Annotated in this window: 15 protein-coding genes; 12 read left to right on the forward strand and 3 right to left on the reverse strand. The window is 63.6% G+C overall.

All coding sequences use genetic code 11. The features are described 5' to 3' along the window. Positions 1-42: 42 nt before the first annotated feature. The 3 genes from KBY49_RS02490 (at position 43) to KBY49_RS02500 (ending at position 2836) form a co-directional block, all read left to right on the forward strand. Complete coding sequence (locus KBY49_RS02490; protein ID WP_254933185.1) at positions 43-930, forward strand: TIGR04168 family protein; 888 nt, start codon at positions 43-45, stop codon at positions 928-930. Next, complete coding sequence (locus KBY49_RS02495; protein WP_254933186.1) at positions 924-1994, forward strand: hypothetical protein; 1071 nt, start codon at positions 924-926, stop codon at positions 1992-1994. Before KBY49_RS02490 ends, KBY49_RS02495 begins: the two co-directional genes overlap by 7 nt. Positions 1995-2113: 119 nt before the next feature. Next, positions 2114-2836 carry an endolysin gene (locus KBY49_RS02500; protein WP_396099532.1) on the forward strand — a complete coding sequence of 241 codons (723 nt, stop codon included), beginning with the start codon at positions 2114-2116 and terminating at the stop codon, positions 2834-2836. A 6-nt stretch (positions 2837-2842) separates the two neighbouring features. Here KBY49_RS02500 and KBY49_RS02505 read toward each other — a convergent pair whose 3' ends face one another. Then, complete coding sequence (locus tag KBY49_RS02505; RefSeq protein ID WP_254933188.1) at positions 2843-3652, reverse strand: TPM domain-containing protein; 810 nt, start codon at positions 3650-3652, stop codon at positions 2843-2845. A gap of 49 nt (positions 3653-3701) precedes the next feature. On the opposite strand from KBY49_RS02505, the gene KBY49_RS02510 reads away from it, so the two are divergent. Continuing rightward, the gene (locus KBY49_RS02510) at positions 3702-4898 is read left to right on the forward strand and encodes an SAM-dependent methyltransferase (protein ID WP_254933189.1); all 1197 of its coding nucleotides are present in this window, start codon (positions 3702-3704) and stop codon (positions 4896-4898) included. Here KBY49_RS02510 and KBY49_RS02515 read toward each other — a convergent pair. Beyond that, positions 4834-5538, reverse strand: a complete 705-nt coding sequence (locus KBY49_RS02515) for an SDR family oxidoreductase (protein WP_254933190.1) — start codon at positions 5536-5538, stop codon at positions 4834-4836. The genes KBY49_RS02510 and KBY49_RS02515 overlap by 65 nt on opposite strands. A gap of 64 nt (positions 5539-5602) precedes the next feature. On the opposite strand from KBY49_RS02515, the gene KBY49_RS02520 reads away from it, so the two are divergent. From KBY49_RS02520 to KBY49_RS02530, 3 genes are all read left to right on the forward strand, one after another. Then, the gene (locus KBY49_RS02520; protein WP_254933191.1) at positions 5603-6919 is read left to right on the forward strand and encodes a Rieske 2Fe-2S domain-containing protein; all 1317 of its coding nucleotides are present in this window, start codon (positions 5603-5605) and stop codon (positions 6917-6919) included. Between the two features lie 68 nt (positions 6920-6987). Further along, the gene (locus tag KBY49_RS02525; protein WP_254933192.1) at positions 6988-7329 is read left to right on the forward strand and encodes a hypothetical protein; all 342 of its coding nucleotides are present in this window, start codon (positions 6988-6990) and stop codon (positions 7327-7329) included. 10 nt (positions 7330-7339) lie between these two features. After that, on the forward strand, positions 7340-8035 hold the full coding sequence (locus KBY49_RS02530) for a DUF429 domain-containing protein (protein WP_254933193.1): 696 nt from the start codon (positions 7340-7342) through the stop codon (positions 8033-8035). Here KBY49_RS02530 and aroB read toward each other — a convergent pair. Beyond that, a complete protein-coding gene (gene aroB / locus KBY49_RS02535; RefSeq protein ID WP_254933194.1) occupies positions 8032-9165 on the reverse strand; it encodes a 3-dehydroquinate synthase in 1134 nt (377 codons plus the stop codon). The genes KBY49_RS02530 and aroB overlap by 4 nt on opposite strands. Positions 9166-9350: 185 nt before the next feature. Between aroB and KBY49_RS02540 the strand changes: the two genes are divergently transcribed. The 5 genes from KBY49_RS02540 to KBY49_RS02560 are packed head-to-tail and all read left to right on the forward strand — an operon-like array spanning position 9351 to position 13657. Next, the gene (locus KBY49_RS02540; RefSeq protein WP_254933195.1) at positions 9351-9746 is read left to right on the forward strand and encodes a hypothetical protein; all 396 of its coding nucleotides are present in this window, start codon (positions 9351-9353) and stop codon (positions 9744-9746) included. Next, positions 9716-10399, forward strand: a complete 684-nt coding sequence (locus KBY49_RS02545) for an NAD-dependent epimerase/dehydratase family protein (RefSeq protein ID WP_254933196.1) — start codon at positions 9716-9718, stop codon at positions 10397-10399. Before KBY49_RS02540 ends, KBY49_RS02545 begins: the two co-directional genes overlap by 31 nt. Next, on the forward strand, positions 10396-11526 hold the full coding sequence (locus KBY49_RS02550) for an alanine/ornithine racemase family PLP-dependent enzyme (RefSeq protein WP_254933197.1): 1131 nt from the start codon (positions 10396-10398) through the stop codon (positions 11524-11526). Before KBY49_RS02545 ends, KBY49_RS02550 begins: the two co-directional genes overlap by 4 nt. Positions 11527-11528: 2 nt before the next feature. Next, positions 11529-12410 (forward strand): carbohydrate ABC transporter permease, encoded by an 882-nt coding sequence (locus tag KBY49_RS02555; protein WP_254933198.1) that lies wholly within the window; start codon positions 11529-11531, stop codon positions 12408-12410. A 47-nt stretch (positions 12411-12457) separates the two neighbouring features. Next, positions 12458-13657 (forward strand): 5-(carboxyamino)imidazole ribonucleotide synthase, encoded by a 1200-nt coding sequence (locus tag KBY49_RS02560; protein WP_254933199.1) that lies wholly within the window; start codon positions 12458-12460, stop codon positions 13655-13657. Positions 13658-13670: the final 13 nt, after the last annotated feature.

A 13670-nucleotide genomic window follows, 5' to 3' on the forward strand; every position in this document is an offset into this window, starting at 1 on the left:
ATCCCCAGCTGATGCAGGATTATCACAGCCTAGGCACCGGGGTTGGCTGATTTGCGCATCGCCATTGCGGGCGATCTTCACGGCGCGTGGGACCACACCGACCAGGCGCTGCTTGAGACCCTCGCTCCAGATGCGTTGCTGGTGGTCGGCGACCTCAGCGATGGTCAGCAGCGCATCCCTGCCCTGCTGCGCCAGCTGACCCTGCCGGTGGCTTGCATCCTGGGCAACCACGACACGGGCAAGGACTCCTCGGGGTTAACCCTGCAGCGCCAAATTGCGGCCCTGGGCCAGCTCCACTGCGGCTGGCGGCTGCGGGAATTGCCCGGCCTGTCCGTGGTGGGTGGGCGGCCAGCTACGGCCGGCGGCGGCTATCACCTTTCCCAGGCAGCCCTGTCCGCCTTTGGCCCAGTCACTCTGCAGGATTCGGTGAACAGGATCACCACCGCCGCCCAGGGGGCCAGCCCCCAATGGCCCCTGGTGCTCCTGGGCCATAGCGGTCCCACGGGCCTCGGCAGTGATGCCACATCCCCCTGCGGCAAGGATTGGAAGCCCCCAGCCTGTGATTGGGGTGATCAGGATCTGGCCCTGGCCGTCCAGCAGATCCAACGCCAGCGGCCCCTGCCCCTGGTGGTCTTTGGCCACATGCATCACGTCCTGCGGCGGGGCCAGGGACACCGTCTGACTTTTTGCACAGATCGGGCCGGCACTGCCTACCTAAATACGGCTTCCGTGCCTCGCCATGGCACCGATGAACAGGGTCGGGCGCTGCGCCATTTCAGCTGGGTGGAATTTGAAGGCATGCACTTGGTGCATGTCAGCCACCGTTGGTTTGGCCTGGGGGGCGAGTGTCTCTATGAGGAGAAGCTCTTTTCTGCCCCATCCCCAGCTCTGGCACCGCAAGTCGCCACTGGCGTTCTAGGCAAGTGCTGATCCTGGCCTGTATCAGCGGCCACGGCTTTGGCCATGGTTCGCGCAGCGCGGCGGTATTGACGGCCTTGCACCAGCTGCGGCCCGACTGGAGGCTGGTGCTCTCCACCTCCTTGCCGGAGTCGTTTTTAACCATGGCCCTGGGGCCCGTGCCCTTCGAGAGGCGCCATTGCCAGTGGGATGTGGGTGTGGTCCAGGCCGACGCCCTCGGGGCTGATCCAGTGGCGACCCTGTTGGCCCTGGAGGTCCTGGAGCAACAGCTGCCTGGCCAACTGGAAAGGGAGGTGGACTGGCTGTTGAGTCAGGCGGAACCAATCCTGGTGATGGCGGATGTGCCGCCAGCGGCGGCCCTTTTGGCCCAACGGCTCGGGGCGCCGCTGGTGTGGCTGGCCAATTTTGGCTGGGATGGCATCTACGGGGCCATGGGCCCCCAGTTTTCAGGCTGGGCCGATGGGGCCCTGGCCCTCTATCGCCAGGGCCAGCTTCTGCTCCAGGCCCCCCTGGCGATGCCGATGCCCTGGGGATTGCCAACACTCAGCTTGGGTTTGACCGCAGGCACCCCGCGACTGGAGGCGTCGGCCCTGGCCACGCAGCTGGGCTTGCCCGCCGATCCGGCTCGCTGCGTTTTGATCAGTTTTGGGGGGTTGGGCATGGCTCTTAGGCCCGAGCTGCTCGACCTTTGGCCCGGCCATACTTTCATCAGCACCGATCCGCTGGTGGCGAGCCGGGCAAACGGCCGGCTGTTACCTCCGGGGATTCGCCCATTGGAGGTCATGCGATTGTGCGAAAGGGTCATCACCAAGCCCGGCTATAGCAGCTTTTGTGAGGCCCTCAGCCAGGGAGTGGGGATCCACCTGGTCCATCGCTCCGGTTTTGCCGAGGCAGCTGTTCTTGAGGAGGCCCTGCAGCGCCATGGCCGCCACCGCCTGCTGAGCCAGGAGCAGTGGCATCGCGGCGACTGGCAGCTCGATCGTCCCCTGCTGGCGGCTAGCCGGTCCCCCCTGCCGTCAGACGGTTGCGAGCAGGCCGCCCAGACAATCATTCAAGTTGCCATAGGCCAGTCGTAGCAGTCGTTTTGCTGTCATGCCAATTGACCTATTGGCATCCAAGACTTGCCTGTTTGACAGATATTTGGCAAATTGGCGCCAAGTTGTTGGCCCTGCCAACTAATTGCGAGTTATTTGTTTTGCCAAAGCTCCGCACCAGTTGTTTGTTGTTATCCGCACTGGTGGCGTCAGCTTTTACGGTCCCCCTTGCTTCCGCGTCAGAGGCGTCTGTACCTGAGACGTCTGCATCTCAGCCTGAGGAGGCCGGCGAGCGCCTGGTGTTCCGGTTGCCTCCTCCGGCGCCACGGCTTTTCGCCATCACCCCCGAGCGGCGGGCCCTTTTAAACACCATTCGCTACGCAGAGGGCACCTGGGCTGGCGGCACTGCCGTTGGCTATCGGGTGATGTTTGGCGGCGGCTTGATGCCCTCCCTCGATCGGCACCCGGATCGGGTGATCCGCAAATCCGGCTATGCCAGTGCGGCTGCCGGGGCCTATCAATTCATGCCCTTCACCTGGTCACTGGCCTCCCGCAGCCTGGGGCTCACTGCCTTTGGGCCGGAGGTTCAGGACCAGGCAGCGATCTTTTTGATCCAACGGCGCGGCGCCCTGGCCCTGGCTGATCTGGGGCTGTTTACCCCCCATTTGGCGGCCAGGCTGGCACCGGAATGGGCCTCTTTCCCGACCATGGCCGGCAGGAGTTTCTATGGCCAGCCGGTGCGGCGCTTCCACGATCTCAGGCGCTTCTATGAAGACAACCTCAGCCAGTTGCGAGGTGAAGTGGCCCAGGTGGCCGTTGAGCCCAGCTGCCTGCCGGCCGAATCAATTGAGTGCCGCCTTGAGGCCCTGAAGCGGCTTCCTTAGGCCGACCTATTCCTGAGGCTTTGGTTTACCCACGGTCTTTTGGGCCACCAGGTAGGCCACCACAATTCCACCCAGGAAGGCCAGGCTGTTGCGCAGTAGGGGCAGCACCTCTGTGGTGCGGGTGAGGATTGGCCCCAGGCCCAGGGCCCCAAACATGATCAGCCACAGGGGCGAGAGCAGCAAGACCCAACCCCATTCGAAGCGGCGGCCCTCCTTGCGGGGATAGCCGGCGAAGCCCACCACCAGACCGCCCACAACAGAGGTGGAAAGGGTCAGTAACCACTGCTCCCTGGGCAGGCCGGGCACCACTTGGCAGCCGCCTTTCTCGAGGCAATCCTCCACCACTTGCACTGAATCCAGGATCGCTGCGGCCTGGCCGTGGTCGCGCACGTAGTACTGGTTGCCAAAGCGGGTTTGCAGCTCCACCCAGTAGGTGCGAGGCATCAGGGCAAATAGGCCCTCGCCCACGTTGAAGTTCAACAGGTTGCCGCCCCTTTCATCACCCACCACCAGCAGGCTGCGTTCATCCAGGTTCCAGAAACTTTTCACTGCCTGGCCAGGGGTGCGGTCGTATTGGGTTAACACCCGCACTTTCCAGCCATTTTCTGCTTCGAATTTGGTGAGCTGCTCCTCCAGGCTGGTGCGCTGGGCGTCACTAAAAATTTTCGCCAGATCAATCACCGGGGTTGGGTGATCGGGCAGCAGGTCCGGGTTGTCATAGGCCAGTGCTGGCCCGCAGAAACCAGGCAGAATCAGCACCAGGGCTGCCACCAGCGCGAACAACTGCCGGCCCCATGCCCTGGCTAAACGACCCATGCCCCTGCTTCGATGCTCGCAGCATTGTGTCTGAGCCGGGATATGGACCGTGGTTGAACTCCAAGTGCCCGATTGGCTGCGGCTGCGAATCGCTGCGGCGGGCGGTGCGGTGTCATTTGCCACCTACATGGATTGGGTGCTGCATGACGCTGAGCACGGGGCCTATGGCGCTGGCAAATTGCGGATTGGTCCAGAAGGGGATTTCGCCACTTCCCCGTCCCTCGGCCCCGACTTCGCGGGCCTCCTGGCCGTGCAGTTGGCCGATTGGTTAGGGCAATTCCCCCACGACCAGCCCCTGGGCCTGGTCGAGGCCGGCCCTGGGGAGGGCAGCCTGGCCCTAGACCTGGCCTGGCAAATGCAGCGCCACTGGCCCGATTTGGCCGGGCGGCTCAGCCTGGTGTTGGTGGAGCCCAATCCCGGCATGGCCGAGCGCCAGCGGACACTCCTTTCCAACTGCCCCCTACCCCTGCGTTGGAGCACTTTTGCCGAGCTGGCCGCAGACCCGGTGCAGGGGGTGGTGTTGGCCCATGAGGTACTTGACGCCCTGGCGGTCGAGCGGATTGTCTGGAGTGATGGCAAGTGGTGTCAGCAGTTGGTTTGCCTGGTGGATGGTGACGCTGAAGCGTCGCTCCAGTTGCTGCCTGGCCCTGCCCTTTCCCCTGCTGCGGATGGTCAGCTGGTTCAGCTGGGCCTGCTGCCGGCCAATCCCCAGCGGGGCGAGGGCTGGAGTAGCGAGCTCCATCCGGGGCTGGAGCCCTGGCTAGGGGATTGCGCCGCCGCCCTCAGCGCCGGGATGTTGCTGGTGGTCGACTACGCCCATGAGGCCTGGCGTTACTACGCACCCCCGCGCAGTGAAGGCACCCTGATGGCCTACCGGGACCAGCGGGCCAGCGGCGATCCGCTGCTTGATCCCGGCAGCTGGGACCTCACCGCCCATATCTGTATTGAAAGCCTGGAGGCCGCTGCCGCCGCCAGTGGCTGGCAGGCCCTTGGCCAGTGCCGCCAGGGGCAGGCGCTGTTGGCCCTGGGTTTGGCGGAGCGTCTGCATGGGCTGCAACAACTCGAACTAGGGGAGCTGCTGCCCCGGCGTGAGGCCCTGCTGCGGCTTGTAGATCCCATTGCCCTGGGCGATTTCCGCTGGCTTGCCTTTAGTCGTAACCAGGCCCCACTCCAGCCCCTATTCAGCCGGGAACCTGGGCCGCCAACCACTGCTGCAGATTCGGGGCAGCCGGATCGGGTCGGCTAGTGATTTCGACAATCTGGCCAATGGCTGCCTGCGTTTCCAGGGCATCCAGGCAGACGCGAGCCACCAGCCGTCGGGGAATGCTGTCGCTTTCCTGTTGGTCTGCGCCGCTGAAAACAACCCCCTCCTTTTCCAGTTCCGCTTCGCTCTCCTTGAGGCCACCTGGGCGGATCACGGTCCAGTTGATACCGCTCTGCTCGAGCCAGCTTTCGCCGAGCCGCTTCCAGACCAGGATCAGGCCAAACAGGTTTAGGGGGTGCAGCCAGCGACCGGCGCAAAGTGAACTGACCAGCACCACCCGCTTCAGTCCCACCGCCCGACAGGCCCGTATTTGGTCTGCCACACCAAAGGCATCGACCTTCAGGGGGCCCAGTAAATCCACCGAAGGCCTGGCGCCGGTGGCGATCACCAGGCCATCACAGCCGCGCAGGGCCGCTTCCAGCGCCTGGCTTTGATGCAGCTCCAGCCGCACCACCTCGGCCCCCTCCAGCCCCGCTGGCAGTTCGGATCCTGGCCGCACCAAGGCTTTCACCCGGTAACCGCGCTCCAGGGCTTCCTGCACCACCCGCCAACCGGTTTTGCCCGATGCGCCGCTGACGGCAAGGGTTGATCCAGGTACTGGTGACGCGGCAGGGCTTTGCATTGATCGGTTTGCGCAATCAGCGCCTCAGGCTAGGCAGAGTGACAGCCCCCTGAACCTTTCTGATTTGAGCTGGAGCGAGCAGTGGTACCCGGTGGCCTACGAGGTCGACCTTGATCCGACCCGGCCTACGGCCTTCACCCTGTTGGACCAGGACCTGGTGCTCTGGTGTGATCGCCATGGCGATAGCTGGCAGGCCTTTGCCGATGTTTGCCCCCATCGCCTAGTGCCCCTAAGTGAGGGCCGCATCAATGGCAGGGGCGAATTGGAATGCCCGTATCACGGTTGGAGCTTCGATGGCATGGGGGCCTGTACAACCATTCCCCAGCAGCGGGAGCCGGCCGAAGCCCTTCCCCAACGCAGCTGTGCCAAGCGCTTTGAGACGCGACTGGCCCAGGGGTTGTTGTTTGTTTTTGCCGGGCCTCCCGAGCATGCCGATGCCGTGCCTTTGCCCTTGGTGCCGGAGGTGGAGGCACCGGGCTGGGTGGTGCAGGACATCTTCCGTGATCTGCCGATGGATGCCCTGACCCTCCTTGAAAACGTGCTCGATGTGAGCCATGTCCCCTTCACCCACCACCGCACCGTGGGACGCCGCCAGAACGCTTCACCGGTGGAGGCGGAATTGACCAGCTTTGGGCCTGAGGGGTTTACGGCCTTTTGGCAGGAGGGGCCCCGCCGGGGTGCCCTTGGCAGCCAACACACCACCTTTGTGGCGCCAGCGCTGATGTGGCACGACCTGGAGGCCAAGGGATTTGCCCGCTTCCTGACGGTGGTTTACGCCACGCCGATGCGCCGGGGGGAATGCCGACTGTTTGCCAGGTTCCCCTTTCGCTTCGCCTCACCCCTGCCTGGCCTGCTGCTGCGCCTGCGGCCCCAGTGGCTCCAGCACCTTGCCAACCACACAATCCTCGAAGACGACCAGGTCTTCCTGCACTGGCAGGAAAGGGCCTTGGCGGAGCGGGGCGGCAGTGCCAGCTTTGCCCGCTCCTGCTTCCTGCCCACGGCGGCCGATGTCTACGTTCGGGCCCTGCACGACTGGGTGAATCGCTACGGGGGCGAACCTTTCCCCGGCCAAGAGCTGCCGCCGCGCCTGGGCCGTGACGCCCTGATGGACCGCTACCAGGCCCATACCCTCCACTGCCGGGTCTGCTCCAGGGCCCTCAAGCGGTTGCGCCGGATCCGCCCCCTGCTGCTGGCTGGTTGCGTGGCTGCAGCTGTGGCCGTTGGCGTCTTACCCAGCTTGGTGGCCCAGCTTGCTGCTGGGGTGGGGCTGCTTCTCCTATTTGGACTGTGGCGGCAATGCGGCATCTGGCAGCAGGGCCTACTCAGGGGAGATGGCCATCCCCCTCGAAACCGCCCAGATCCAACGGATAAGCGCTGCTGATGGCCTGGCTCCCTGGGGTTGGCAAGAACTCCGGGCGCCCCTAGGCAGTGATTACTGCGGGTGATGCCATGGCCCCCCTGCCCGATCCGATGACGCCCCATGCGGCGCCGGTGTTCGACACCGAAGGCCACCTCACCTATACGGGCACCGATGGGCTCCGCTATGTGGTTTCCCTGCCACCGGAGGCAGAGCTGGAGAGCGCCGAGTGCTGGATGGCAAACCTGCGCCAGGGCGATGGCTTGTTTCGCCACATCGAGGAGCTCTGCGGCCAATGGCTCGCCAGCGTCAGCGGTGGGGAGCTGGATCGATCTGCGGCCCTGGCCCTACTGCTAACCACCCTGGAGGTGGCCCTGGATCCAGATTCACCGCCCACTGATTCGGCGTGCGCAGATTCGCCGCCATCAGATTGATGGGCAGTTAATGCCGCGCTTGTTGGGCGTTGATGGCTGCCGCGGCGGCTGGCTGGTGGTGCAGACGACTCCCCCTGGCCAGATCAGCTGGGCTATTCACGCCGAAGCAGAAGCTTTTATCGACCAAGGTGGGCCTGAATTGCCCCTGGTGGCGATAGACATGCCGATCGGCCTGGCAGAGGCGGGGCCCCGACCCTGCGATCGCCTTGCCAGGCAGCGGCTGGGCCCTAGGCGCAGCAGTGTTTTCCCTGCTCCGGTGCGGGCCGTGCTGGGGGCTGCCGACTACCCGGATGCCTGCGGCCGCTCCCAGGCCGCCTGCGGCCAGAAATTGAGCAAGCAGGCCTACTACCTGCTGCCCAAAATTGAACAGCTGGATCGCCTACTGAGGGCAGACCAGGGCCGGCTTGATCGGGTGCATGAGGTGCATCCGGAGTTGGCATTTGCCCAATGGAATGGGGGCGAACCGATGGCTGGGGCCAAGCGCACCGCGGGGGGCAGGGCCCAACGGCTGGCCCTAGTGGAGCAGCTTTTCCCTGGGGTGCCAGGGGCTATTCGCATCAACTTCCCCCGGGCCCTCCTTGCCGACGACGACATCCTCGATGCCCTGGCCTGTCTTTGGAGCTGCCGCCGTATTTACGAGGGAACTGCCCTGGCCCTTGGCGGAGAGATCGATGGCCAAGGCCTGCCCATGCGAATCCAGGCCTAGGCCTTTGGTGCCCCAATCGCCTTGAGGATGGTGGCCGACTCCACATCACTGCGGATTTCTACCTTGCCAATGGCGGTGGGCAGCACGAAGCGCCGCTTTCCCTCCTTCACTTTTTTGTCGCCCTGGAGGCAGTTCAGCACCTCCCCACTGGCCAGGTCCGGAAAGACAGCTGGCAAGCCAGCCGCGGCAATCACCGCTATCTGGCGGGCCTGGTCGGCGGCGCTCCAGAGGCCCATGGTCTGCGCCACTGCCCCAGCGGCCACCATCCCGATGGCAACTGCCTCTCCGTGCAGATAGGTGCCATAGCCGCAGAGGGTTTCCACCACATGGCCGAGGGTGTGGCCGTAGTTGAGGATTGCCCTGAGCCCGCCCTCCTTCTCATCGGCGGCTACCACCTTGGCCTTTGCTGCGGCTGAGCGCTCCAGCAGGCTTTGCAATAGGTCGGGACCCACGGCCCCAAGGCTTGCCAAGCCGCCCTGGGGGTTGGCCCTGGCAACGGCCTCAAGTTCCGTAAATAGGTCTTTGTCGCCGATAACGCCGTATTTGATCACCTCGGCCATGCCGGCTCGAAATTCCCGCACCGGCAAGGTGGCCAGGCTGCTCGGGTCGATCAGCACCAATTTGGGCTGGTGAAAGGCGCCAATCAGATTTTTGCCGCCCGGATGGTTGACGCCGGTTTTGCCACCAATGGCCGCATCGACCATCGCCAGCAGGGTGGTCGGCACCTGCACCACGGCAATGCCCCGTAGCCAGGTGGCAGCAGCAAAACCTGCCATGTCACCCACCACGCCGCCACCAAGGGCCACGATCAATGAACCCCGCTCGAGCCGCTGCTGGAAGGCGGCATCGTGGATCAGCGCCACCGTGGCCGGGGTTTTTTGGTCCTCTCCGGCCTCAATCACCAGGGAGCTGGCCAGCAGGCCGACGGCTTCTAGGCTTGTCATGGCCCTGGCTCCGTAGTGCTGTTCCACCACAGGGTTGGTGACCAGCAACACCTTGGTGCCTGGCTTGATGCCCTGGGCAATGATCCGTTCGCCGAGCTGGTCGAGGCTGCCCGTGCCGATCACGATCGGGTAGGGGTTGGCGTCCAGCTCCACCTCGATGCTGCGGATGGTGGCTGCGGCGCCCATGGCTCTGGTCAGAGGAATTGGAGGTTACGGCGGCAGCCCTGGTATTGGGCCTAGGGTTTGGGCAACCACGCCAATCAGCGGCCACTTCTGGTCCGCTGTCTCCAGCACCGCCGACCGCTGCTCCCTTTGCGGCAGCGCTCGCCCCTTGACCCACCGCAGTCGCTGGCGGATCGGCCCGGTTTCCTTTGACACTTTTACCTCAGGTCCAGGACCTGACCCCCTCGGCTGCAGTGTGGCTGGCTCCGCTGCGTCCCGGCGCCGTTGTCTATTGCGAAGGCCAGTTTGCAGGCCTTGATGGCAAAACCGCCCACGGACTGGTGCGCCATTGCGAAGCCTTTGAGATCCGTGCCGTTATTGACAGCCACTGCGCTGGCCTGGATGCGGGCATGGTGCTCGACGGTGTGGCCAACGGTGTGGCAATCGTGGCCGACCTGGCTGAGGCCCTCGCAATGCCAGGCAGCAGTCTGAATACGTTTATTTATGGCATGGCTCCAGCCAACGGCCTCTATGCGGCAGAGGATCGCAGCTCCATCAGGTCTCAATCCGCGATGTGCGGCGCCCCCCCGAGCTCAAGGATCTGAGGCTGTTCAATGGCTCCATCGCCCAGGCCAGTTGCCTGCGCATTGCCGTGCTGGGTACCGATGGCGCCGTTGGTAAACGCACAACCGCAACGCTGCTGGTGCAGGCCCTCCAGGACCATGGCATCCCAGCGCTGCTTGTCAGCACCGGCCAGACCGGCCTAATCCAGGGCGGCCGTTTCGGCATCGCCCTCGATGCGATTCCCTCCCAGTTCTGCTCAGGGGAGGTGGAGGCAGCGGTGGTCGAGGCATACCAGAGCGAGCGTCCCGCCGTGATCGTGATCGAGGGCCAGGGGGCCCTCAGCCACCCGGCCTACCTTTCGTCCGCTTTCATCCTGCGCGGCAGTCAGCCCCAAGCGGTGATCCTGCAGCATGCCCCGGCCCGGCGAAAACTCAGTGATTTCCCCTTCCTGCCGGTGCCCAGCCCGGCCAGTGAGATCCGCCTGATTGAGGCCTTTTCTCCCACCAGGGTGATCGGCCTGACCCTCAACCATGAGGGCCTGGATAGGGCTGCCCTAACCGCTGCAATCGCCCTCTATGAGGCAGAACTGGCCATCCCAGTGACCGATGCGATTAGCCGTGGACCCGAGCGCCTCGTGGCGATGGTGCTGCGCGCCTTTCCCGAACTGGCTGGTGCCTGCAGCGTGCCCGTTTGAGTCCATTGCGCCTCGAGATTGATCTCGGGCTGCTCCATCACAACGCCAGCACCTTGGTGGATCGGCTGGGCCGGCGCGGCATTGCCATAACCGGTGTCAGCAAGGCCACTTTGGGCCTGCCGGAGATTGTCCAGACCTGGGTGGCGGCGGGGGTGGGTTCGATCGGTGAATCGCGGATCGAGAGCATCGAAGCCCTGGCCCGTCTTGGGTTGGCGGTGCCATTGCTGCTGATTCGCTCGCCCCTGCTCAGCCAGGTGGATCGAGTAGTGGCCCATGCAGCGATCAGCTGCAATAGCGAGGTGAAGGTGCTGAAGGCCCTGGCGGCGGCGGCCATGCGCCAGGGGCTGCGCCATGGCGTGCTGCTGATGGTCGAACTTGGCGACCTACGCGAGGGGCTGCTGGTGGAGGAGCTCGAGGAGGTGGTCCAACTGGTGTTGGGGTTGCCCAGCCTGGAACTGAAGGGAATTGGCACCAACCTGGGCTGTCAGCACGGTGTAGCTCCTGATCAGGCCAACATGGCTGTCCTTACGGGCTTGGCCAACACCCTTGAGCGTCGCTTCCAGGTGCAGTTGCCCTGGTGTTCGGGGGGAAATTCAGCCAATTTGCCCTGGTTGGCTAGCGGTGCCGATTTGGGCCGGATCAACCATTTGCGACTGGGGGAGGCCCTGCTTTTGGGGCGAGAACCGCTTGGTCGCACGCCGATTCCAGGCATGCATACCGATGCCATCACCCTGGTGGCTGAGGTGATTGAAGCGAAATTCAAGCCCGTGGAGCCCTGGGGCCACCGCCAGCACACCAGCTTCTCTAAACAGCTTTCGGATCCTGAATTAGGCCAGCTCCCTTGCGCGGAGTTGCCTCTAGCCCATTCCCCTCCAGCCCACCGAGCCCTGTTGGCCCTAGGTGAACAGGATGTTGACCCGGCCGGCCTGACGCCCGCTGCGGGTATCTCAATCCTGGGGGCCTCCAGTGACCACCTGCTCGTGGGCTGTGAAGGAGCGCCCCTGCAGGTGGGCGATGAACAGCGTTTTCAACTCAGCTACAGCGCCCTACTGCGGGCGATGACCTCTCCGTTTGTGGATCGATCCTTTGTGGGGGGCCCAGACCCAGATGGGCCGGCAGAATGGTGAGCATGGCTTCCCGTACCCAATCAGCTACCGCCTGGGGCTTTTTAGGTCCAGCCATTGTGCTTTTGGCCATTTCGGTGCTGATCCCGGCGCTGATGGCCCTGTTGATGAGCTTTACCCAAACCGGGCTCGATGTGAGTGAGCCCCTCAAATTTGTGGGCCTTGCCAACTTCCAGCGGCTGCTGGGCGATCCGATGTTTTTTCGGGTGGTGGGCACCACCCTTCTCTATCTGTTTGGTGTGGTTCCGCCCGTGGTGGTTGGGGCCTTGGTGCTGGCGGTGCTGGTCAACCGCAAGTTGCCGGCAATCCACTGGTTTAGGGCCGCTTTTTATACCCCGGTGTTGGTCTCGATCGTGGTGGCGGCCATTGCCTTTCGCTGGCTCTACGCCGAAAACGGCTTGATCAATGGTTGGTTGGCGGCGCTTTTAGGGGATCAGTTCAGCCCCATTGGCTTCCTCACCTCGCCGGCCCTGGCCCTGCCGGCGGTGATGTTCGTGACCCTTTGGAAGGGCCTGGGCTATTTCATGGTGATCTTTTTGGCCGGTCTCCAGGGCATCTCCCCAGATCTCTACGAGGCTGCAGCGCTTGATGGCAGCGAGGGTTGGCGCAAGCACCTAGACATCACCCTGCCGCTGCTGCGGCCATACATCACCCTGGTGGCTGTTATTTCAGCGATTGCGGCCACCAAGGTTTTTGAGGAGGTTTACCTAATGACCCAGGGCGGACCGGCCGATTCCACCCGCACCTTGGTTTATTACGTCTACGACCAGGCCTTTTCCGAACTGGAGATCAGCTATGCCTGCACCGTTGGTTTGGCCTTGTTTTTGATAGTGCTGCTGCTGAGCCTGATTCGCTTTGCCTTCGCCGGTGATCGCGGCCTCACCTAGGCCGACAGGCCGTTGCATGGGATGCGAATCTGGTTGATTGGCGCCGCGTGGGTGCTTTTTTGTTTTCCGTGAAACCCAGCTCTGCTGTCCACGACTCCATTGGGGTAGTTGGGGGAGGTCAGTTGGCCTTGATGTTGGCCATGGCCGGCCAGCAATTGGGTGTGGCTGTGCATGTGCAGACCCCCGGGGCGGCAGATCCAGCCACGGCAGTGGCGAGTTCTGTTGTGTTGGCTGCCCTGAGGGACAGCTCAGCCACCCGCAACCTGGCGTTGCGCAGCGGCGCGATCACCTTTGAGAATGAGTGGGTAGACCTCGATTCCCTGCTGCTCCTCCAGGAATCGGGCATTCTCTTTGTGCCAAAGCTGGAGGCCCTGGCCCCCTTGGTAAGTAAGCGCAGTCAGCGGCAACTGCTGGATCGGTTGCATCTGCCCACTCCCCGCTGGTTTGACCTCCCTGCCGATGGCGTTTTGCCCGAGGGCAAGACATTCCCATTGATGGCCAAGGTTTCAACGGGTGGCTACGACGGCAAGGGCACGGAGGTTTTGCACAGTCAGCAGCAACTTGATGCCCTGGTGGCCGGCGTAAAACCCGAGGAGTGGATTTTGGAGGATCTGGTCGACTTCAGCATGGAGTTGTCCCAGTTGGCTTGCCGTGACCATTCCGGCCAGGTGCATTGCTATCCGTTGGTGCAAACCCACCAGCAGCAACAGGTTTGCGATTGGGTTCTGACCCCTGCGGCAGTGCCCCATGGGGCCCAGGCCTTTGCCCGCAACATTGCTGCCTCCCTACTCACCGCCCTCGACTACGTGGGAGTGCTGTCGGTGGAATTGTTCTATGGGCCTGGGGGAATGCAGGTGAATGAGATCGCCCCCCGCACCCACAATTCAGGCCATCTCACAATCGAGGCCTGCCAAACCAGCCAGTTTGAGCAGCAGGTCCGAATTGTGGCGCGTATGGCCCCAGGTCCCGTGGGCCTGAAGCTGCCCGGAGCCCTGATGGTCAACCTGCTGGGCTTTGAGCATTCCCAATCGGATTACGCCGAGAAGAGAGAGCAATTGGCCTGTTTGCCAGCTGCCTCTGTGCACTGGTATGGAAAGCAGGGATCCAGCCCCGGCCGAAAACTTGGCCATGTGACCTTGGTGCTCGATGGCAATTCGCACGACCACAGACTGGAGCAGGCCCAGCAGCGGCTAGCCCAGGTGCGGGCGATTTGGCCCCTGCCTATTGAGCACCCCTTGGCCTCCTGAAAAGCCGTTTAAG

Source organism: Cyanobium sp. WAJ14-Wanaka (assembly GCF_024345375.1).
Classification (GTDB): domain Bacteria; phylum Cyanobacteriota; class Cyanobacteriia; order PCC-6307; family Cyanobiaceae; genus Cyanobium_A.